This is a genomic window from Streptomyces bungoensis (genome assembly GCF_001514215.1).
GTDB lineage: Bacteria > Actinomycetota > Actinomycetes > Streptomycetales > Streptomycetaceae > Streptomyces > Streptomyces bungoensis.
Genome location: NZ_KQ948857.1, coordinates 170,445 through 189,349 on the forward strand (window position 1 = coordinate 170,445; position 18,905 = coordinate 189,349).

The following is an 18,905-nucleotide window of genomic DNA, read 5'->3' on the forward strand; positions in this document are numbered from 1 at the left end:
GACCATGCAGAAACGTGCCTGTCAACGCGTGCATATGCGTCCGCCCTACCCCACCGCATGAGCCCTACTATCGGCTCGCCATGACAGCAGCAGGGAAGCACCAGGTGAGCCGCGCGGAAACCTCACGTCGAGGCAGCCGGCCGGGCCGGGCGGGCATCAGAGACGTGGCCGCCGCCGCCGGGGTCTCCATCACGACCGTCTCCGACGCCCTCAACGGCAAGGGCCGGCTCCCGGACGCCACCCGGCGCCATGTCCGCGAGGTCGCCGACCGGCTGGGGTACCGTCCCTCGGCCGCCGCCCGCACCCTCCGTACCGGCAAGTCCGGACTCATCGGCCTGACCGTGACCACGTACGGGGATGAACCTTTCACCTTCACCGAGTTCGCGTACTTCGCCGAGATGGCCCGGGCCGCCACCTCGGCGGCGCTCGCCCGCGGCTACGCCCTGGTGATCCTGCCCGCGACCTCCCGCCACGACGTGTGGTCCAACGTCGCCCTCGACGGCACCGTCGTCATCGACCCCTCCGACCAGGACCCGGTCGTCAGCGAACTCGTCCGCCAGGGGCTGCCGGTCGTCTCCGACGGGCGGCCGGCCGGCTCGCTCCCCGTCACCGCCTGGGTCGACAACGACCACGAGACCGCCGTCCTCGACATCCTCGACCACCTCGCCGCCGCCGGCGCCCGCCGGATCGGGCTGCTCACGGGCACGACGACGGACACGTACACCCATCTGTCGACCACCGCCTACCTGCGCTGGTGCGAGCGCGTCGGCCAGGACCCGGTGTACGAGGCCTATCCGGCGCACGACCCGTGCGCGGGCGCCGTGGCCGCCGACCGGCTGCTCGCCCGGCCCGACCGCCCGGACGCCGTCTACGGCCTCTTCGACCCCAACGGCACCGACCTGCTCGCCGCCGCCCGCCGCTACGGACTGCGCGTGCCCGACGACCTGCTGCTGGTGTGCTGCAGCGAGTCCACGGTGTACGCCAACACCGAGCCGCCCATCACCACGCTCTCCCTGAAACCGCGCCGGATCGGCACGGCGGTGGTCCAGCTCCTCATCGACGCCATCGAGGGGGTCGAGTCGGAGCAGCCCGTCGAGCAGGTGATACCGACCGAGCTGATCGTGCGCACCTCGTCCCAGCGACGCCCCCCGCGCACCACCGTCAGCCCGCCGCGCGCCCCGGAGAAGGGGTAGCCGGCGAAGTTCCGGCGGACGGCACGCCCACCGGAAACGTGCGGCTCCGCCCACCGGACGCGTGCGGCTCCGCCCACGGACCCGACGGGACGCCCGCCCGAAGCAGGCCGGACCGCGCGCGCCCGCTTGTCGGCCTGCCTGCCGAGCCCGGCCGGACCACCCACCGCAGGCTCCCTGCCGGGCCGCGGCGGGCCCTGCGCACGACCTGGCCGGGCCGCACCCGCGGCTCGCACCGGGCGGTTTGCCTCAGCCGAACGGGTCGGCCGACCGGGGGACCGCACGACCGGCCCGGGACCGGCGGCCGGCCCAACTGCGGCCCAAACGGGGCGAAAGCCGCGACGAACCGGAGTACTGCTCCGATTCACCACCCCTGGGTCATCACACGGCGCGACGCGCATTCCTATGATGGGCCCACGACACCGCGGGCCGCTGCGACCAGGCAGTCCGATGCGGTGCAGATGCGGCGCGATGGTGGAGGGGTCTGATGACTCAGGGGGCCGGTCAGGGACCCGAGGCGGAGCGGACGGCGACGTTGCGCGACTTCCGGGTGCCCGCGTACGTCCACGAGACCGGTCCGTACGTCCACACCCACCCCGGCGACACCGTCCCGCCCCTGGCCGAGGACCACCCCGACGGCTACACGCCCACCCAGCGCGACCTGCCCGTCATCAACCGCGGCGACACCGTCCAGGTCCCCGTCGAACCGGCCCCCGCGGCGACCGCGGTCCCCCAGTCGGCCGCCGGGCCCGGACCGCTGTACGTCGTCGGCGACGTCCACGGCTACCTCGACGAACTGATGGCCGCCCTGCGGGAGAAGGGCCTGGTTGACGCCTCCGGCCAGTGGTGCGCCGGCACCGCCCGGCTGTGGTTCCTCGGCGACTTCACCGACCGCGGCCCGGACGGCATCGGCGTCATCGACCTGGTGATGCGGCTGTCCGCCGAGGCCGCCGCGGCCGGCGGCTACTGCAAGGCCCTCATGGGCAACCACGAACTGCTGCTGCTCGGCGCCAAGCGGTTCGGGGACACCCCGGTCAACTCCGGCGCCGGCACCGCCACCTTCCAGGCCGCCTGGCTGCTCAACGGCGGGCAGAAGACCGACATGGACCGCCTGCAGGACCATCACCTGCAGTGGATGGCCCGCCTCGACGCCGTCGAGGAGGTCGACGGGTACCTGCTCGTACACTCGGACACCACCGCCTACCTCGACTACGGCGACTCGATCGAGGCGGTCAACGACACCGTCCGCGAGACCCTCACCCGCAACGACGCGGACGAGTGCTGGGACCTGTTCCGCAAGTTCACCAAACGCTTCTCCTTCCGCGACGAGGGCGGCGCCGATGCCGTGCGCTCCCTCCTCGATACGTATGGCGGCACCCGCGTCGTTCACGGTCACAGCCCCATCCCCTACCTGCTCGGCGAAGTCGGCTCCGAGGACGGCGAGGAGGGCGGCGGACCCGTCGTCGAGGGACCGCACGTCTACGCCGACGGACTCGCCATCGCCATGGACGGCGGCGTGACCATGGCCGGAAAGCTACTGGTCCATCAACTTCCGCTCGGCGACTGAGCCTTCGCGAGACCCCGCATCCCCGTCGTCCGGGCGCAGGTGGGCAGGCAATTTCCGGCAACCCCCTGTCACCGTGTGCCGTAACGGCTCTACCATCGGCGTATCCGTAGCAGGCTCCCCTCCGTTTCTGCCCGACGGCTCGCCGGCGTGCGAGCCCCCAGCCCTACGGAGCATCGGGGGATGCACATGAACAGCGTTCCGCAGCACCTGCTGAGCGAGGACCGCCAGGAATTCGAGCGGGTCCTCGATGAGGCGCTGCGCTCCGCACCACACCGACCGGAACTGGCCGCTGTCGGACAGCGGCTCAACCCCGAACAACTGCGCACCATGGCGCTCAACGCCACCGCCCTCATCACGGCGGCCGCGGCGACCGAGTACCAGCACTACGTCAAGATCCGCGAAGACCTGCGCCACCCGGCCCCGGCCGGCCCCTCGGTCACCGGCGACACCGGTTCCACCGAGCCGGGAGCGGGCGCCACCGTCCTCACCACCACCCTCGGCGAGGCCACCACCGAGACCAGTGGAGCGGGCGCCGTCGCGGTGATCGCCGTACTGGCCCCCGTCCTCGCCGGGACCGCGGCGGCCATCTTCCTGCTCGTCGGCTACATCCTGAAGATGCTGGCACCGGGCCAGGCCTTCGCCCAGACCATGCTCACCGCGGGCTGGATGTTCGGGGCCGTGGCCGCCGCCGCCATCCTCGTCGCCGCCGTCGGGCTGCTGCTCACCGCCCTGCGCAACAGCGCCTCGGCGGAGGCGAAAGCCCACGAAGCGGCCGCCGAGGAGGTCGCCAGAGCCCGGGAGGCGTGGCGGGAGGCGCTGCTGCGGCGCGGCATCCTGCCGTTCCTGAGCGAGGCCCTCACCCAGCCCGGCACGCCCGCCGTGCACCGCACCACGCCCTCGGCACCGACCGGCAGGATGCCCCGCCTGGGCTACGACCGCCCCGGCTTCAGCAGCCCCGACGACGGCACCGCCGCCGGCCGTACCGGGTTCACCAGCCCGGACTACAGCAGTCCCGACTTCGGCGGTCCGGAGCACCGGCCGGAGTGACCCGGCCCGCGCTCCGGCGGGGCGCGGCGGGATCCCCGGCACGGCCCCGGCGCGCCGTCCCACCGCCGCGGGTCCGGCCCGGCGACCGGGCCGGACCGCTCGTGCCCGGCCCTCAGTCGGCGATCGGCAGGTAGACCCGGTTCCCGGCCTCGGCGAACTCCTTGGACTTCTGGAGCATCCCCTCGGAGATCTCCTCAGGTGAGGCGCCCTCGGCCGCCGTGCCACCGAACCGCTCGTTGATGCTCTGGCTGATCTTCATGCTGCAGAACTTCGGTCCGCACATGGAGCAGAAGTGGGCGGTCTTCGCGGGCTCCGCCGGGAGGGTCTCGTCGTGGAACTCCCGGGCCGTGTCCGGGTCCAGGGCGAGGTTGAACTGGTCCTCCCACCGGAACTCGAAACGGGCGTCGGAGAGCGCGTCGTCCCACTCCTGCGCACCAGGGTGTCCCTTGGCGAGGTCGGCTGCGTGGGCGGCGATCTTGTAGGTGATGACGCCGGTCTTGACGTCGTCACGGTTGGGCAGGCCCAGGTGCTCCTTGGGCGTGACGTAGCAGAGCATCGCCGTGCCCCACCAGGCGATCATGGCGGCGCCGATACCGGAGGTGATGTGGTCGTACGCCGGCGCGACGTCCGTCGTCAGGGGGCCGAGCGTATAGAACGGAGCTTCATCGCAGATCTCCTGCTGAAGGTCGATGTTCTCCTTGATCTTGTGCATCGGGACGTGTCCCGGGCCCTCGATCATCGTCTGTACGTGGAAACGCCTGGCGATCCGGTTGAGTTCCCCGAGCGTGCGCAACTCCGCGAACTGGGCCTCGTCGTTGGCGTCCGCGATGGACCCGGGCCGCAGGCCGTCCCCGAGGGAGTACGTGACGTCGTAGGCGGCGAGGATCTCGCACAGCTCCTCGAAGTTCTCGTACAGGAACGACTCCTTGTGGTGCGCCAGGCACCACGCCGCCATGATCGAGCCGCCCCGGGAGACGATGCCGGTCTTGCGGTGGGCGGTGAGCGGCACGTACGGCAGGCGCACACCGGCGTGGACGGTCATGTAGTCCACACCCTGCTCGGCCTGCTCGATCACTGTGTCCTTGTAGATCTCCCAGGTCAGTTCCTCGGCCTTGCCGTCGACCTTCTCCAGTGCCTGGTAGAGCGGCACGGTGCCGATGGGGACGGGGGAGTTGCGCAGCACCCACTCGCGCGTGGTGTGGATGTTGCGGCCGGTGGAGAGGTCCATGACCGTGTCGGCGCCCCAGCGGGTCGCCCAGGTCATCTTCTCGACCTCCTCCTCGATGGAGGAAGTGACCGCGGAGTTGCCGATGTTGGCGTTGACCTTCACCAGGAACCGCTTGCCGATGATCATCGGCTCGATCTCGGGATGGTTGACGTTGGCCGGCAGCACCGCGCGCCCCGCTGCGATCTCCTCGCGCACCACTTCCGGCGAGACGTTCTCCCGGATGGCCACGTACTCCATCTCGGGTGTGATCTCGCCCCGGCGCGCATAGGCGAGTTGCGTCACCGCCTGGCCGTCCCGCCCGCGGCGCGGCTGACGCGGTCGTCCGGGGAAGACCGCGTCCAGGTTGCGCAGGCCGCCCCGCGGCGAGGTGTGCTTGATCCCGTCGTCCTCGGGACGGACAGGCCGCCCCGCGTACTCCTCGGTGTCGCCGCGGGTGATGATCCAGTTCTCCCGCAGCGGCGGCAGCCCCCTGCGGACATCGGTGTCGACGAGTGGATCGGTGTACGGGCCCGACGTGTCGTACAACGTGACGGACTGCCCGTTGGTGAGGTGCACCTGACGGACCGGCACGCGCAGGTCGGGGCGGGAACCCTCGACGTACGCCTTGTGCCAGCCGATGGACTTCCCGGCCTCCTGGGGCTTGTCGCCCTGAGCGGAGGCAGGCGTGCGTGCGTCCTTGTCGGTCATGAGACCTACTCCCTACGCCGGCATTACCCGGTAACAGGTTCGGCGGTCGACGCAGCGGTTTCCGTAGGTCGACGGCGTCCCGTGAACATCACTCGTTTCACGTGAAACATCGCGTCTACGGAGGTCAGCGCCCTCTCAGCCCGGTGCTCCGAGCTCCCGCGTGTGCAAAGGTGCCTCCACGCTAGCGTCATGTCGGGCGCGGTGAACAGAGGGCCCCCGCCCTTCTTGGGATGATCGGGCGGTGACCACGACGGAGCAGCACCCGCACCCACCACCGCATCCGCCGCACCGAGACGACCACGGACAAGGCGGCAGGCACGGCCATGGCCACGCGCAGGGGGGCGGCCACAGTCACAGCCACGGCCCTGCCGCACCCGTCTCGAAACATCTGCGCAAGGTCATCGCGGCGATCCTCGTCCCTTTCACCGCCGCGGTCCTGGTCGGCCTGGTGGTGCTCTGGCCCGGTGGAGCGCCGCCGCACAAGCGGACCGGCGTGGGCTTCGACCGGCAGACGCAGCAGGCGACGGTCACCCGGGTCGTCGAGCTGAACTGCAGGTCGGTGAACGGTTCCGGGTCCGCCCCGACCGGGGACACCTCCGCCACCGGGAGCGACCCGGTGCCGCAGGAGCACGGCGGTACCTGCAAGAGGGCCACGGTCCGGGTCGACACCGGCAAGGACAAGGGCCGGACGTTCACCGAGATCGTGCAGCCGGACCAGCCACGGCAGTTGCACCAGGGCGAGCAGGTCGTGGTCGCCTACGAGCCCTCGGCGCCGCGCGAACTCCAGTACGCCGTCACCGATGTGAACCGGAAGTTCCCGATGGCGCTGCTCGCGGGGATCTTCGCGCTCGCCGTCGTGGTGGTGGGCCGGATGCGAGGTGTGATGGCACTGGTCGCGCTGGCCGTGAGCTTCCTGGTGCTGACGCTCTTCATCCTGCCCGCGGTCCTGCAGGGGTCCAATCCGCTGCTGGTGGCCGTCGTCGGTTCGAGCGCGATCATGCTCATCGCGCTCTACATGTGCCATGGGCTATCGGCCCGTACCTCGGTCGCGGTGCTCGGCACGCTGGTCTCCCTCCTGCTCATCGGCGTCCTCGGCTCTGGGTTCATCGGCTGGGCCGCGCTCACCGGCAACACGGACGACAGCACCGGTCTGATCCACGGCCTGTTCCCGTCGATCGACATGGGCGGTCTGCTCCTGGCCGGCGTCATCATCGGTTCGCTAGGGGTTCTGGACGACGTGACGGTGACGCAGACGTCGGCGGTCTGGGAGCTGCACGAGGCCAACCCGGCGATGGGCCGGCGCGCGCTGTACCGGGCGGGCATCCGGATCGGCCGCGACCACATCGCCTCGGTGGTCAACACCCTCGTCCTCGCCTACGCCGGCGCCGCGCTGCCCCTGCTGCTGCTGTTCTCGATCGCGCAGAGCAGCGTGGGGACGGTGGCCAACAGCGAGCTGGTGGCCGAGGAGATCGTGCGCACGCTGGTGGGTTCGATCGGCCTGGTCGCCTCCGTCCCGGTCACGACCGCGCTCGCCGCCCTGGTGGTCTCCGCCGACCGTCCCGCACCCGCCGAGGCGGCTCCTGCGGGGGCTGGGCCGGCCCTGAGGCGTGGCGGCGGGGGCCGGCGCCGGCGCAGGTAGAGGCTGGACGAGGGGAAGAGCGTGACGCAGCCGGGGCCCTGAGGAGAAGCGTTCCTGCATGGTCTCGCGCGGCTCCCCCGGGCACGTGTGCCTTCAGGGCGCATGACGAAGCACCCTCTGCCGCCTTCCGCCGCGGCTTCAGCCCGCGCTCTGCTCCTCGGCCAGGATGCGGTCCAGCGCCTCCTCGAGGTGAGCGTCGAAGTCGGCCAGCGCACCTTCCTGACCCAGCGGCACGAGCTTGTCCGTGCGGTCGAGGAACGCCACGAGCGGCGGCGTCGAGGCACGGAACAGGGCCTGGTCACAGCCCACCTGAAGCCGGATCAGCACCTCGCCGAGGACCTCGGAGTCGGCGGGGGCGATGTGCACGTCTCCCTCCCCGCACGGGCGGCCGACCCCGTCGATCAGCAACTCCCGGCCGAAGGCCCAGGTGACCGGGGCGTCGCCGGGCAGGTGGAAGGTGAGCCGCACGGCATAGGGATCACAGGTCTCGTAGCGCAACTCCACCGGGATGCGGAAGGAGAGCTCCTCCGACACGAGAAAGCTCATCATGACTTCTGCCTGTACGGATTCGCGCATCGCCTATCCCGTCATATGACGTCCACTGGCCGGGATCGATCCTCGGCCATGGGTCAAATCTTGCTCAACGTACACACCAGATCACAAGGAGTGAGTTTTCAGATGCTGATAGAGAGCGTCAGCGAACCGAGGTGACGTCCGATCTCGGCCTGCAGCCGGCGGGCCGCGGGCAGCAGCCGGTCGGCCTGGTGGAGGGGGAGCGAGATGGCCATGGTGGCCGCCGCGGTGCCCGCCGTGATCGGGATCGCCGCGCAGACCGTGCCGAGCGCGTACTCCTGGCGCTCCACCACCGGTTCCATCCGCGGCATCCCGGCCAGCCGGCGCAGCAGCGTGTGGCTGTCGCGCACGGTGTACGGCGTGAGGGGCCGCACCGGATAGCGGGCCAGATGGTCGCGGCGGGCGTCCTCGTCGAGCTGCGAGAGCAGACACTGCCCGATCGCGTGCGCGTGCCCGCTCTCGCGGAAGTCGGCCCACTCCTCGACCGCCGGGATCTCCCGGGAGGCGGAGACGCAGATGACCTCGATCTCGCCGTCCCGGTACCTCGCGTAGTACACCGGCACACCGATCGAATCCCGCCAGTGCGCGAGAGTGTCGGCCACCGTGCTGCGACGTTTCTGCTCTGCTCCGCTGCTGCTCAGCCTCTCGGCGGCGTCCCCGAGGAAGAACAGGCCCCTGTCCCGGCGCAGATAGCCCTCGTGCACGAGGGTGCGCAGCAGGTGGTAGGCGGTGGGCAGGGCGAGACCGGTCTCGCGGGCGAGTTGCTTGGCGGGGGCGCCGTACTCGTGGTCGGCGACGGCCTCCAGCAGGCGCATCGCGCGCTGCACGGATCCGATGAGGGTCGCGGACGGCTGAGCGGGGACGGTGGCGGTGGGCGGCCGCTGCAGGGGGGGCACGCAGGACCGCGGAGGGGTGGGGGGTGCGTGGGGTTCTGCCGGTGCGGTGTCAACCGTGGCCAAGGGTCGCTCCCGAAGCGAAAGGGTGGGGCAGCCCGTGCGGAGGAAGAACACGGGGTGGGGTGTACGCCGCCCGCGGGGTCCGGCCCCGTGGATTTCCGGACTCTAACCGTCCGCCACCGCGCGCAGTCGGCCCGCCGGGGAAACTTCCCTCCCCCGAGGGAACCGGCGATGCGCGTTACCGCCACCGGTTCCCCGTGCTCCTCACCAGTCGCTGCGCGACGAGGAGTTCGACGTGAACTTGCGCACGATGTAGATCAGTCCGCCGACCAGCGCGACGAAGACCAATGCCTTGAAGAGCAGGCCGATCACGAAGCCGACGACCGTCGCTATCAGGCCGCCGAACACGACCAGGGCGATGACCGGCACCGCGACCCACTTCACCCACCACGGCAGCCCCGCGAAGATCTCTCGCATTGCCCTCGTCCTTTGCGTCCGGTTCTCGATGTCTGCTCTCGATGCTAGAGCCGCGAGAGGGCCCGGCGGGGGTCCCGCACCCCTTGTCCTCCCCTGACCCGCCCCCTAGGGAACCCCGAGGCCGGGCTCAGGCCTCGGGCGGAGAGAAGACGACCAGGACCCGCAGGTCCTCGCTGATGTGGTGGAACTTGTGGGCCACCCCGGCCGGGACGTAGACGACGCTGCCCCGCGCCACCTCGGTGGTCTCCAGGCCGACGGTGATCGACGCGCGGCCGCTGACGACGAAGTACACCTCGTCCTGGTCGTGCGGCTTCTGCGGGTCGTGCTCGCCCGTGTCGAGGGCGTAGAGGCCGACCGACATGTTCCGCTCCCGCAGGAACTGAAGGTAGGCCCCCTCGTTGGCGGCGCGCTCCGCCTCCAGTTCGTCCAGCCGGAATGCCTTCATCGCTGTTGTCCGCCCTCGTTCGCTGCTCGCCGTCGATCCGGTCTGCCACGATCAGACACATGAAGAATTTCCTAGTCAAGACGATCGTGAACGCGGGTGCCCTGGCCGCCGCCGTGTGGCTGCTCGACAAGATCACTCTCACCGGTGACAGCACGGCCAAGAAGGCCGGCACGCTGATCGTTGTCGCACTGATCTTCGGAGTGGTGAACTTCCTGGTCAAGCCGATCCTGAAGGTCCTCACCTTCCCGCTGTTCGTCCTGACGCTCGGGCTGATCACCCTGGTCGTCAACGCGCTGATGCTGCTGCTGACGTCCTGGGTCTGCGGCGAGCTCGATCTGAGCTTCCACGTGGACGGATTCTGGACGGCCGTGCTCGGCGGCCTGATCATCTCCGTCGTCTCCTGGGCGCTGCATCTCGTCCTGCCCGACGAGGACTGAGCGCACCATGACCTTCCGCGTCTGTTTCGTGTGCACCGGCAACATCTGCCGTTCCCCGATGGCCGAGTCCGTCTTCCGCGCGCGCGTCGGCGAGGCCGGTCTCCTGGACCGGGTGGAGGTCGACAGCGCCGGTACCGGCGGCTGGCACGAGGGGGAGGCCGCCGACCCGCGTACCGTCTCGGTCCTCGACGAGCACGGCTACGGCAGCGACCACGTCGCACGGCAGTTCCAGCCCTCCTGGTTCGCCCGCCTCGATCTGGTGATCGCCCTCGACGCCGGCCACCTGAGGGCGCTGCGCCGCCTCGCGCCCACCGAGGAGGAGGCGCGCAAGGTGCGCCTGCTGCGCTCCTTCGACCCGGCGGCGGGCGACGACCTCGACGTGCCGGACCCGTACTACGGGGGCCGGGACGGCTTCGAGGAGTGCCTTGAGATGGTGGAGGGGGCGAGCAGCGGTCTGCTCGCCGCCGTACGGGAACGACTGGAGGGACGGGCGGCATGAGCGACGCCACCGAGGACGCGGACCACACCGGCGACGGCACGCGCGCGGTACGGGCCGGACTGCCCGAGCCGGTCAAGCACGAGCCGACCCTGCCGGGGCCGGTGTTCGCCGCGCACTTCCACCTGCCCGGCGAGGTGACGGGACCGTACTCCTACGGCCGTGACGACAACCCCACCTGGACGCTGCTGGAGCGCGCCATCGGCGAGCTGGAGGCGCCCGGCCGGGACGACGTCGAGACGCTGGTGTTCGCCTCCGGTATGGCGGCGATCTCCTCGGTGCTGTTCTCCCAGCTGCGGGCCGGGGACGCGGTCGTGCTGCCCTCCGACGGCTACCAGGCGCTGCCGCTGGTCCGCGCCCAGCTGGAGGCGTACGGCGTCGAGGTGCGGACCGCGCCCACCGGCGGCGACGCCCAGCTGGAGGTCCTCGCCGGGGCCCGGCTGCTGTGGATCGAGTCGCCGTCGAACCCGGGGCTCGACGTGTGCGACATCCGGCGGCTGGTGGAGGCGGCGCACGCGCAGGGCGCCCGGGTGGCCGTCGACAACACCCTGGCCACCCCGCTCGGGCAGCGGCCGCTGGAGCTGGGGGCCGACTTCGCCGTGGCCAGCGGCACCAAGCAGCTCACCGGACACGGTGACGTCCTGCTGGGCTACGTCGCCGGGCGCACCGGCGAGGCGATGGCCGCCGTGCGCCGCTGGCGCAAGATCGTCGGCGCCATCTCCGGTCCCATGGAGGCCTGGCTCGCGCACCGCTCCATCGCCACCCTCCAGCTGCGCGTCGACCGGCAGAACGCCACCGCCCTCGCGGTCGCCGAGGCCCTGCGCCGCCGGCCCGAGGTGTCCGGGCTGCGCTACCCCGGACTGCCCGGCGACCCCGCGCACAAGGTCGCCGCGCAGCAGATGCGCCGCTACGGCTGTGTGGTCTCCTTCACGCTGCCCACGCGCGCGCGTGCCGAGCGTTTCCTCGAGGCGCTGCGCCTGGTCGAGGACGCGACGAGCTTCGGCGGGGTGCGTTCCACGGCCGAGCGCCGGGGCCGCTGGGGCGGCGACGCCGTCGAGGAGGGCTTCATCCGCATGTCCGTGGGCGCCGAGGACCCGGAGGACCTGGTGGCGGACGTCCTGCGCGCCCTCGACGCATCGGCGGAGTGACCCGGCTGGTGACAGCCTCTCTACGGGCAGACGGTCCGAGCCTCCCCCCTCGTGGCTCGGACCGTCCTCGGTTCCGCGCGCGAAGAACCGTGCGGACAAGGCTAGTTGACTCTGTGTCAGTGTCCAATCACGGTAGCGACAGAGACCTATCGACTTATTTATAGTTGGTGCCTGCCCGGGGGCTGGAGAGGGCAGGGAAAGGGGAGGCCGCGCCATGGACCTGGCCTTGCTCCGCACCTTCGTCACCGTGCACCGGGCCGGCTCCTTCACCCGCGCCGCGGCCCTGCTGGGTCTGTCCCAGCCGGCCGTCACCTCCCAGATCCGCACGCTGGAGCGCCAGCTCGGCCGCCCGCTGTTCCTGCGGCAGGCCCGCGGGGTGACGCCCACGACCATCGGCGACGAACTCGCCCACAAGGCGGCCCCCCATCTCGACGCACTGGTCGAGATCACCGAGAGCGGACTGGACAGCGAGTCCTCGTCACGCACCCTGCACCTCGCCGGACCGCCGGAGTTCACCGGCGAGCGTGCCCTTCCCGCCCTGACGGAACTGGCGGGTGACGACGGCCAGGGTTTCACGCTGCGCGCCTCCTTCGGCACCGCGGAGGAGGCACTGGAGGGACTGGCCGCCGGCCACCACGACCTGGCCATCAGCACCGCCCGCCCGCGCGGGGCCCTGCTGACCGCCACCCCGCTGTGCGACGAGGAGCACGTCCTGGTCGCCTCCCCGCGCTGGGCCGAGCGGATCGGCCCCGAGGCGCTGCGCCTCAAGGGCGCACCCGCCCTGGAGAACCTGCCCGTCGTCGAGGTCCACGAGTCGCTGCCCTTCGTCTCGCGCTACTGGGCCTCCGTCTTCGACTCACGCCCGGCCGCCTCGGGCACGGTCATCGTCCCCGACCTGCGCGCGGTGCTCGCCTGCGCTGTCTCCGGTGCCGGGCTGGCGGTACTGCCCCGCTATCTGTGCGCCGCCGTTCTCGACCGCGGTGAGATCGTGATGCTGCACGACCCGGCGGTGCCGCCGTTGCGCACGTACTTCCTGGTGGTGCGCACGGGCACGCTCGCCATGCCGCATATCGCGCGGGCGCACGAAGGGCTCCAGCGGGCAGCCACGAGCTGGGGCTGAGGTGCTGTTCGCACTGTTCACGTCCTGCGCTCGCCCGGAGGGGAGGTGCGATGTTTCACGTGGAACCAGCCGGGCCACATTCCTTCCATGACCGTCCGACCCGTGGTCAAGCGCACCGCCCGTGCCGTTCTGCTGGACGGTGACGACCTGATCTTGATCAAGCGCACCAAGCCCGGTGTCGATCCCTACTGGGTCACTCCCGGTGGTGGAGTCGAACCCGGCGACCCGACCGTCGTCGACGCCCTGCACCGAGAGGTGTACGAGGAACTCGGCGCCAAGATCACCGACGTGGTGCCCTGCTTCGTGGACACCGTGGAGCACATCGGTGAGGACGGCGGCGCGACCGGCGTGAAGGTACAGCACTTCTTCGTCTGCCGGCTGGAGTCCATGGACCTCTCGCTGCGCCACGGCCCCGAGGTGGAGCAGCCGGCCGGGGAGTACGAGATCGTCCGTATCCCGTTCACCCGCGTGGGCATCGCCTCCGTGCACCTCGTTCCCCTGTCGTTGCGGCACTACCTGGACGGCAACATCGAGGGCGTCCGCGCCATGCACGCCCCCGACCTCGGGTAGGCGCGCCGCCGAACGGTGCAGGACGTTTCACGTGAAACCCCCTGCTGTCTCCTAGGGGCGGCTCACCGGCATGGCCAAAAGCACCTGCGTAGGCGTCGAAACAGGTGGACGCCGGGGGTGCCTGTCGGACAGCCTGACCTGCGTGCCGACTCCTTCCCTCGCCGCTCTGCCCATCCGCCGTCTGACGTTCCGCGACCTCACCGCCTGCGCCGACCTGTCCGAGGATCGGGGGTGGCCACGCGAGGAACACAAGTGGGGTCTGCTCCTCACGGCCGGCAAGGGCTACGGCATCGATGACCCCGACGGCGGACTCGTCGCCGCGTGCGCCGTCACGGAGTACGGCTCATGGGAGCGTACGGAACTGGCCGCCGTCGGCATGGTCCTGGTGGCGGAACGACACGCCCGCCAGGGAGTCGGACGCCGTCTGATGCGCCATGTCGTCTCGGTCATGGGCGCCACGCCCCTGACCCTGTACGCCACTCCTTTCGGCCGCCCGCTGTACGAGGAACTGGGCTTCAAGGTCACGGGCCAAGCGGAGATGCTGAAGGGGCACTTCGTCCCCAGCGGGGAGACGTCCCAGGTGGCGACGCGTGCGGCGACCGCGGAGGACCTGCCCTCGATCCTCCGTCTCGACGAGGACGTGTTCGGCGCCGACCGCACCGCCCTGATCACCCGCCTGCCCGCCTTCGCCGACCAGCTGCTCGTGGCGGAGGAGGACAGCCGGATCACCGGCTACGCGGCCGCCTGGCCCAACATGGACACCCACGTCGTCGGCCCGCTGATCGCCCGGGACACGGAGACCGCCAAGGCCCTGGTCACCTCGCTCGCGCAGCGCACGGACCGCCCGCTGCGCACCGACATCGACATCCGCCACGAGGAGCTGGTGAGCTGGGCGAAGGCCCGGGGGCTGACGTCCGTCACCTTCAACGCCGTCATGACCTTCGGCGTCCCGGACCTGCCGGGGGACTGGACGCGCCGGTTCGCTCCCCTCACGGTCGCCGCGGGCTGAGGGACACGGCTGCGACCCCGGCCACCGCTCCAGGGCGGTGGCCGGCGTCGTCGCGGCTCGGAGCGTGCGGTCAGACGAGTGCCCGCACCGCCGCGGCGGCGAAGCCGTGGTCCTGGTCCGGCGCGCCGCCACCCACCCCGATCGCGCCGATCGGACGGCCGTCCCGGTGGACGGGGAGGCCGCCCCCGATGAACAGCAGGGGCCGGTCGAGCGCCGTGGGCAGCGTGTGGAACAGCCCGCCGGGCTGGACGGCGTCGACGAGGTCGGCGGTGGCGGCGTTCAGCTGCAGCGCCGTGTAGGCCTTGCGGGTGCTGGTCTCGCCCGAGATCAGCACGGCACGGTCGTCGCGGCGGAAGGCGAGGAGGTGACCGCCGGCGTCCACGACGGTGACGCTGACGGGTACGCCGGCCTCCTCGGCCGCTCGCCGGGCCTCGGTGACGAGCAGTTCGGCGTCCTCGATCGTGAGCGTGGCGGCAGTGGTGGTGCTCATGGAGTGTTTCTCCTGGTGGGTGGTGCGGGGCTGGGGTGATACGGGGCTGGGCGCCCGGACCGCCGGGGCGAGGCGTCGTCCGGCGGCCGCGGCGGGGCTCAGTGGTGGACGGGGGTCCGCCGCCCGGCCGGTGCTCCGGGGGCGGCCACGGCGCTCCGGACGCCGGTGCGGCGCTCCAGGGTGGCCGAGAGGACGGCGAGGACCAGGGCCGCCGCGGCGAGGGCGGCGCCGACGCCGTTGGGTGCGGTGTAGCCGAAGCCGGCCGCGATCACGATGCCGCCGAGCCAGGCGGAGAGGGCGTTGCCCAGGTTGAAGGCGCCGATGTTCACGGCCGACGCGAGCGTCGGGGCGGCGTGCGCCTGGTCCAGGACCCGCTTCTGCAGCGGCGGGACGGTGGCGAAGCCGAGCGCGCCGATCAGGGCGATGGTCACGGCGGCCGCGATCTTGTTGTGGGCGGTGAGCGTGAACAGCGCGAGGACGACGGCGAGGGCGCCCAGGGAGACGTACAGCATCGGCATCAGCGCCCGGTCGGCGAACCTGCCGCCGACGAGGTTGCCGCCGACCATGCCGAGACCGAACAGCACCAGCAGCCAGGTGACCGACCCGTCGGCGAAGCCTGCGATGTGGGTCATCATCGGCGCGATGTAGGTGATGGCCGCGAAGACACCGCCGAAGCCGAGGACGGTCATCGCCATGGCCAGCAGGACCTGGACGTTCTTGAGGGCGGCCAGCTCGTGGCGCAGGTGCACGCCCTCGGGCCTCGGCATCTCGGGAACCAGCCTGGCGATGCCGACCAGGCCGACCACGCCGAGGGCGGCGACGATGCCGAAGGTGACACGCCAGCCGGCACTCTGACCGATCAGCGTGCCCAGCGGGACGCCGACGACGTTGGCGATCGTGAGACCGGTGAACATCATGGCGATGGCCCCGGCCTTCTTGTCAGGAGCCACCAGTTCGGCCGCGACGACCGAACCGATGCCGAAGAAGGCGCCGTGGGCGAGGGAGGCGACCACCCGTCCGATCAGCATGACCGCGAAGGTCGGGGCCACGGCGGAGAGCAGGTTGCCGGCGATGAACAGGGCCATCAGCAGCATCAGCATCCGCTTGCGCGGGACCTTGGTACCGAGGACGGTCATCAGCGGGGCGCCGACCACCACGCCGAGGGCGTATCCGGTCACGAGCAGGCCCGCGGTGGGGATGGAGACCCCGAAGTCGCTCGCGACCTCGGGCAGCAGACCCATGATCACGAATTCGGTCGTTCCGATCCCGAAGGCCCCGATCGCGAGGGCCAGAAGCGCGAGAGGCATGAGGGAGAACCTTCCCAGACGATTGCAGGAGCGCTTAACGACTGCCCACAATAGTTGCAGACGCGGGTTAAATGCAACCAATGGCTATTGCGGAGTTGCCCTATCCTGGGACACAGCCACTCCGAGTCGGAGAAGCCGGAGGAGAACGCCCATGACCGCGACGGATCCCGCGCTCACCGCCCTCGCCCAGGGCTGGTGCGCTCTCTCCCTGCTGCACGGGAGGATCGAGGCGCACATCGAGCGCGCCCTGCAGGCCGGCCACGACCTCAGCGTGCGCGAGTACTCCCTGCTGGACGTGCTCAGCCGGCAGCACGACGGCGAAGGGGGCCATCTGCAGATGAAGCAGGTCGCCGACGCGGTCGTCCTCAGCCAGAGCGCCACCACCCGGCTGGTGACCCGGCTGGAGGACCGCGGTCTCCTGGAGCGCTACCTCTGCCCCACCGACCGTCGCGGCATCTATACCAACGTGACCGAGGCGGGTCTGAAACTTCTGGAAGAGGCCCGGCCCACCAATGACGCCGCGCTGCGCGAGGCACTCGACGAGGCCGCGGAGAATCCGGAACTCGTCCCGCTGGTACGGGTCGTGGAGTCCCTGCACGTGCCCGCATAGGGTGCGGACATGGGAGATCTCGAGATACGCCGTGTCACCGCGGACGACCTGCCGGCGATCGTCGGCATGCTCGCCGACGATCCGCTGGGCGCCCTGCGCGAGTCGCCCGACGATCTGACGCCCTACCTGGCGGCACTGGAACGGCTGAACGCGGACCCGAACCAGCGGCTGGTCGTCGCGGTGCGCGAGGGGCAGGTCGTCGGCACCCTGCAACTGACGGTCGTTCCCGGGCTCTCCCGCAAGGGGGCCACCCGCTCGATCGTCGAGGGCGTCCGCGTCCACGCCGACGAGCGGGGCAGCGGCCTGGGCACCCGGCTCATCACATGGGCGATCGAGGAATCGCGGCGTGCGAACTGCCAGTTGGTGCAGCTGACCTCCGACAACAGCCGCACGGACGCCCACCGCTTCTACGAACGGCTCGGCTTCACCGCCTCCCACGTGGGCTTCAAGCTGCAGCTCTGACGGCAGCGGGGTGGGCGTTTCACGTGAAACGCCCACCCGAGCGCCGGCCGGCTACTCCGAGAGGCCTCGCCAGCCCCCCGCGTCCACTCCACCGGGCACCCCGGCGCCCTCCTCGTACGGCTGCCGGGTGAACACGAACGAGCCGAGGTCGAGATGGCTCAGGGACCCGTCCGGCCGTCGTACGGGCCGCAACAGCTCCCCCGCCCAGTACCCCTCCAGCCCGATCCACGACCCGTCACCGTTCGACCGCAGACGAGTCCGTCGGCCGCCACCGGTCAGCGGACCCAGCGCGAGGAGCCCGTCGGCCGTGACCCGAAGGCCGAAGGGGTGGGTCCCCCAGTACCACTGCCCGGCCAGTTCCATGACGGCCGGATCCGCTTGCCGCAGCGGACGCCACGGCTCCGGGATGCGTGGTTCGGCTTCGGCCACGATCCGCACGAGATCCGCGCCCACGGCTCCCAGCAGCGGGCCGCTGGTGCAGTTGGCCAGCACGACCGCCGCCACGTCGTCCTCCACGCCGATGGTGAGGTTCGCGAGGAAACCGGGAAGCGATCCGGAGTGCCCGACGAGCAACCTGCCGTCCCGGTGCTGGATCTGCAGGCCGAGGCCGTAGGACACACCGTCCGCCACGTCAGCGGACTCGGCGGGCGCCGCGGGTGTCCGCATCTCGCGCACCGACTCCGCGCTCAGCACCCGGTCGTCTCCCCCGGCCAGGAAGACGGCGAACCGCGCCAGGTCCCCGGTGGTGGACCACAGTTGGCCGGCGGGGGCCATCCGGCCGAGATCCTCCAGTGGTTCGGGCAGCAGCGCGTCGGCCCAGGGATGCACGGCCCAGCCACCCGCATGCGGTGCCCGCGGCTGAGCGCTGGTGCGCTCCAGACCGAGCGGTTCGAGCACCTCACTGCGCAGCACCTCCTCCCAGGGGGCGCCCCTCAGCTCCTCCACCAGCGCGCCGAGCAGCGTGTAGCCGGGGTTCGAGTAGTGGTGACGCCGGCCGACGGGATGCAGAAAGGGCCGGCTGCCGAGGACGTCGCCCAGCTCCGGGCGCAGCGAGCCCGGAGTCCGTTCCCACCAGGGCGCGGGCGACTCGGCCGCCAGCCCGGCGGTGTGGGCGAGGAGGTCGGCGATCGTCGCCTCACCGGCTCCCGTACCCGGCAGGTGCTTCTCCAGCGGATCACCGAGATCCAGCGCGCCCTCGTCACGTAGCCGCAGCACCAGGACGGCGGTGAACGTCTTGGTGATCGAACCGATCCGGTACTGCACGTCCTCGTCCGGCGCGTGTCCGTCCACCGACGAGCGGGAACCGTGCCAGACGGCCCGTCCCCCTCGCACGACCGCGGCGACCACCGACGGCGCCCGGCCCTCGGACTGCGCCACGGCGATTCGGTGCAGCAGTGCCCGCCGGGTGCCCGGGAGCAGCTTTTCCTGAGATGTCATGAGCCCAGTCCAGCCGCTGGGGCGGTGTGCGTCGAGTCCATTTCGCGGGCAGCGCCGCGAGAACGCACAG

The 18,905-nt window shown here is 71.1% G+C and carries 20 protein-coding genes; 12 read left to right on the forward strand and 8 right to left on the reverse strand.

Translation table 11 applies throughout. From position 1 onward, the window contains the following. Window positions 1-80: 80 nt before the first annotated feature. From AQJ66_RS16925 to AQJ66_RS16935, 3 genes are all read left to right on the forward strand, one after another. Window positions 81-1,193 carry a LacI family DNA-binding transcriptional regulator gene (locus AQJ66_RS16925; RefSeq protein ID WP_079060255.1) on the forward strand — a complete coding sequence of 371 codons (1,113 nt, stop codon included), beginning with the start codon at window positions 81-83 and terminating at the stop codon, window positions 1,191-1,193. Between the two features lie 484 nt (window positions 1,194-1,677). Beyond that, entirely contained in the window at window positions 1,678-2,757 is a 1,080-nt protein-coding gene (locus AQJ66_RS16930; protein ID WP_061922103.1) for a metallophosphoesterase, read from the forward strand. 180 nt (window positions 2,758-2,937) lie between these two features. Further along, complete coding sequence (locus AQJ66_RS16935) at window positions 2,938-3,804, forward strand: hypothetical protein (protein WP_061922106.1); 867 nt, start codon at window positions 2,938-2,940, stop codon at window positions 3,802-3,804. A 112-nt stretch (window positions 3,805-3,916) separates the two neighbouring features. On the opposite strand, the gene thiC is transcribed toward AQJ66_RS16935, so the two are convergent. Further along, window positions 3,917-5,719 (reverse strand): phosphomethylpyrimidine synthase ThiC, encoded by a 1,803-nt coding sequence (thiC, locus tag AQJ66_RS16940; RefSeq protein WP_061922109.1) that lies wholly within the window; start codon window positions 5,717-5,719, stop codon window positions 3,917-3,919. Window positions 5,720-5,960: 241 nt separating this feature from the next. Between thiC and AQJ66_RS16945 the strand changes: the two genes are divergently transcribed. After that, a complete protein-coding gene (locus tag AQJ66_RS16945) occupies window positions 5,961-7,358 on the forward strand; it encodes a YibE/F family protein (RefSeq protein ID WP_061922112.1) in 1,398 nt (465 codons plus the stop codon). Window positions 7,359-7,496: 138 nt separating this feature from the next. Here the strand turns inward: AQJ66_RS16945 and AQJ66_RS16950 are convergent, their stop codons facing one another. The 4 genes from AQJ66_RS16950 to AQJ66_RS16965 all read right to left on the reverse strand — a co-directional run bounded on the left by AQJ66_RS16950 (window position 7,497) and on the right by AQJ66_RS16965 (window position 9,749). Further along, entirely contained in the window at window positions 7,497-7,934 is a 438-nt protein-coding gene (locus tag AQJ66_RS16950; RefSeq protein ID WP_061922117.1) for an SsgA family sporulation/cell division regulator, read from the reverse strand. A gap of 98 nt (window positions 7,935-8,032) precedes the next feature. After that, complete coding sequence (locus AQJ66_RS16955) at window positions 8,033-8,890, reverse strand: IclR family transcriptional regulator (RefSeq protein ID WP_244162844.1); 858 nt, start codon at window positions 8,888-8,890, stop codon at window positions 8,033-8,035. A 201-nt stretch (window positions 8,891-9,091) separates the two neighbouring features. After that, the gene (locus AQJ66_RS16960) at window positions 9,092-9,304 is read right to left on the reverse strand and encodes a DUF5326 family protein (RefSeq protein ID WP_061922120.1); all 213 of its coding nucleotides are present in this window, start codon (window positions 9,302-9,304) and stop codon (window positions 9,092-9,094) included. 127 nt (window positions 9,305-9,431) lie between these two features. Next, window positions 9,432-9,749, reverse strand: coding sequence for a cupin domain-containing protein (locus AQJ66_RS16965; protein ID WP_061922123.1), 318 nt, complete (start codon window positions 9,747-9,749; stop codon window positions 9,432-9,434). A gap of 59 nt (window positions 9,750-9,808) precedes the next feature. Here AQJ66_RS16965 and AQJ66_RS16970 point away from each other — a divergent pair, with 59 nt between their 5' ends. The 6 genes from AQJ66_RS16970 to AQJ66_RS16995 all read left to right on the forward strand — a co-directional run bounded on the left by AQJ66_RS16970 (window position 9,809) and on the right by AQJ66_RS16995 (window position 14,529). After that, a complete protein-coding gene (locus AQJ66_RS16970) occupies window positions 9,809-10,186 on the forward strand; it encodes a phage holin family protein (RefSeq protein WP_061922126.1) in 378 nt (125 codons plus the stop codon). A 7-nt stretch (window positions 10,187-10,193) separates the two neighbouring features. After that, window positions 10,194-10,685, forward strand: a complete 492-nt coding sequence (locus AQJ66_RS16975; protein WP_061922130.1) for a low molecular weight protein-tyrosine-phosphatase — start codon at window positions 10,194-10,196, stop codon at window positions 10,683-10,685. After that, entirely contained in the window at window positions 10,682-11,830 is a 1,149-nt protein-coding gene (locus AQJ66_RS16980) for a cystathionine gamma-lyase (RefSeq protein WP_061922133.1), read from the forward strand. The genes AQJ66_RS16975 and AQJ66_RS16980 overlap by 4 nt, the downstream gene beginning before the upstream one ends. A 214-nt stretch (window positions 11,831-12,044) precedes the next feature. After that, a complete protein-coding gene (locus AQJ66_RS16985) occupies window positions 12,045-12,950 on the forward strand; it encodes a LysR family transcriptional regulator (protein WP_061922136.1) in 906 nt (301 codons plus the stop codon). 87 nt (window positions 12,951-13,037) lie between these two features. Then, entirely contained in the window at window positions 13,038-13,520 is a 483-nt protein-coding gene (locus AQJ66_RS16990) for an NUDIX domain-containing protein (protein ID WP_061922139.1), read from the forward strand. 142 nt (window positions 13,521-13,662) lie between these two features. Next, window positions 13,663-14,529, forward strand: a complete 867-nt coding sequence (locus tag AQJ66_RS16995) for a GNAT family N-acetyltransferase (RefSeq protein WP_061922142.1) — start codon at window positions 13,663-13,665, stop codon at window positions 14,527-14,529. Between the two features lie 70 nt (window positions 14,530-14,599). Here the strand turns inward: AQJ66_RS16995 and AQJ66_RS17000 are convergent, their stop codons facing one another. Both AQJ66_RS17000 and AQJ66_RS17005 read right to left on the reverse strand, forming a co-directional pair. After that, complete coding sequence (locus AQJ66_RS17000; protein ID WP_061922145.1) at window positions 14,600-15,019, reverse strand: GlcG/HbpS family heme-binding protein; 420 nt, start codon at window positions 15,017-15,019, stop codon at window positions 14,600-14,602. 98 nt (window positions 15,020-15,117) lie between these two features. After that, window positions 15,118-16,326, reverse strand: coding sequence for an MFS transporter (locus AQJ66_RS17005; protein WP_061922148.1), 1,209 nt, complete (start codon window positions 16,324-16,326; stop codon window positions 15,118-15,120). A 151-nt stretch (window positions 16,327-16,477) separates the two neighbouring features. Between AQJ66_RS17005 and AQJ66_RS17010 the strand changes: the two genes are divergently transcribed. Together AQJ66_RS17010 and AQJ66_RS17015 are read left to right on the forward strand one after the other, a co-directional pair. Beyond that, complete coding sequence (locus AQJ66_RS17010) at window positions 16,478-16,936, forward strand: MarR family winged helix-turn-helix transcriptional regulator (RefSeq protein ID WP_061922151.1); 459 nt, start codon at window positions 16,478-16,480, stop codon at window positions 16,934-16,936. Between the two features lie 9 nt (window positions 16,937-16,945). Continuing rightward, window positions 16,946-17,398: a GNAT family N-acetyltransferase gene (locus AQJ66_RS17015; RefSeq protein ID WP_061922154.1), complete on the forward strand. Its 453-nt coding sequence runs from the start codon at window positions 16,946-16,948 to the stop codon at window positions 17,396-17,398. Window positions 17,399-17,449: 51 nt separating this feature from the next. On the opposite strand, the gene AQJ66_RS17020 is transcribed toward AQJ66_RS17015, so the two are convergent. Next, entirely contained in the window at window positions 17,450-18,835 is a 1,386-nt protein-coding gene (locus AQJ66_RS17020; protein WP_061922156.1) for a serine hydrolase domain-containing protein, read from the reverse strand. Window positions 18,836-18,905: the final 70 nt, after the last annotated feature.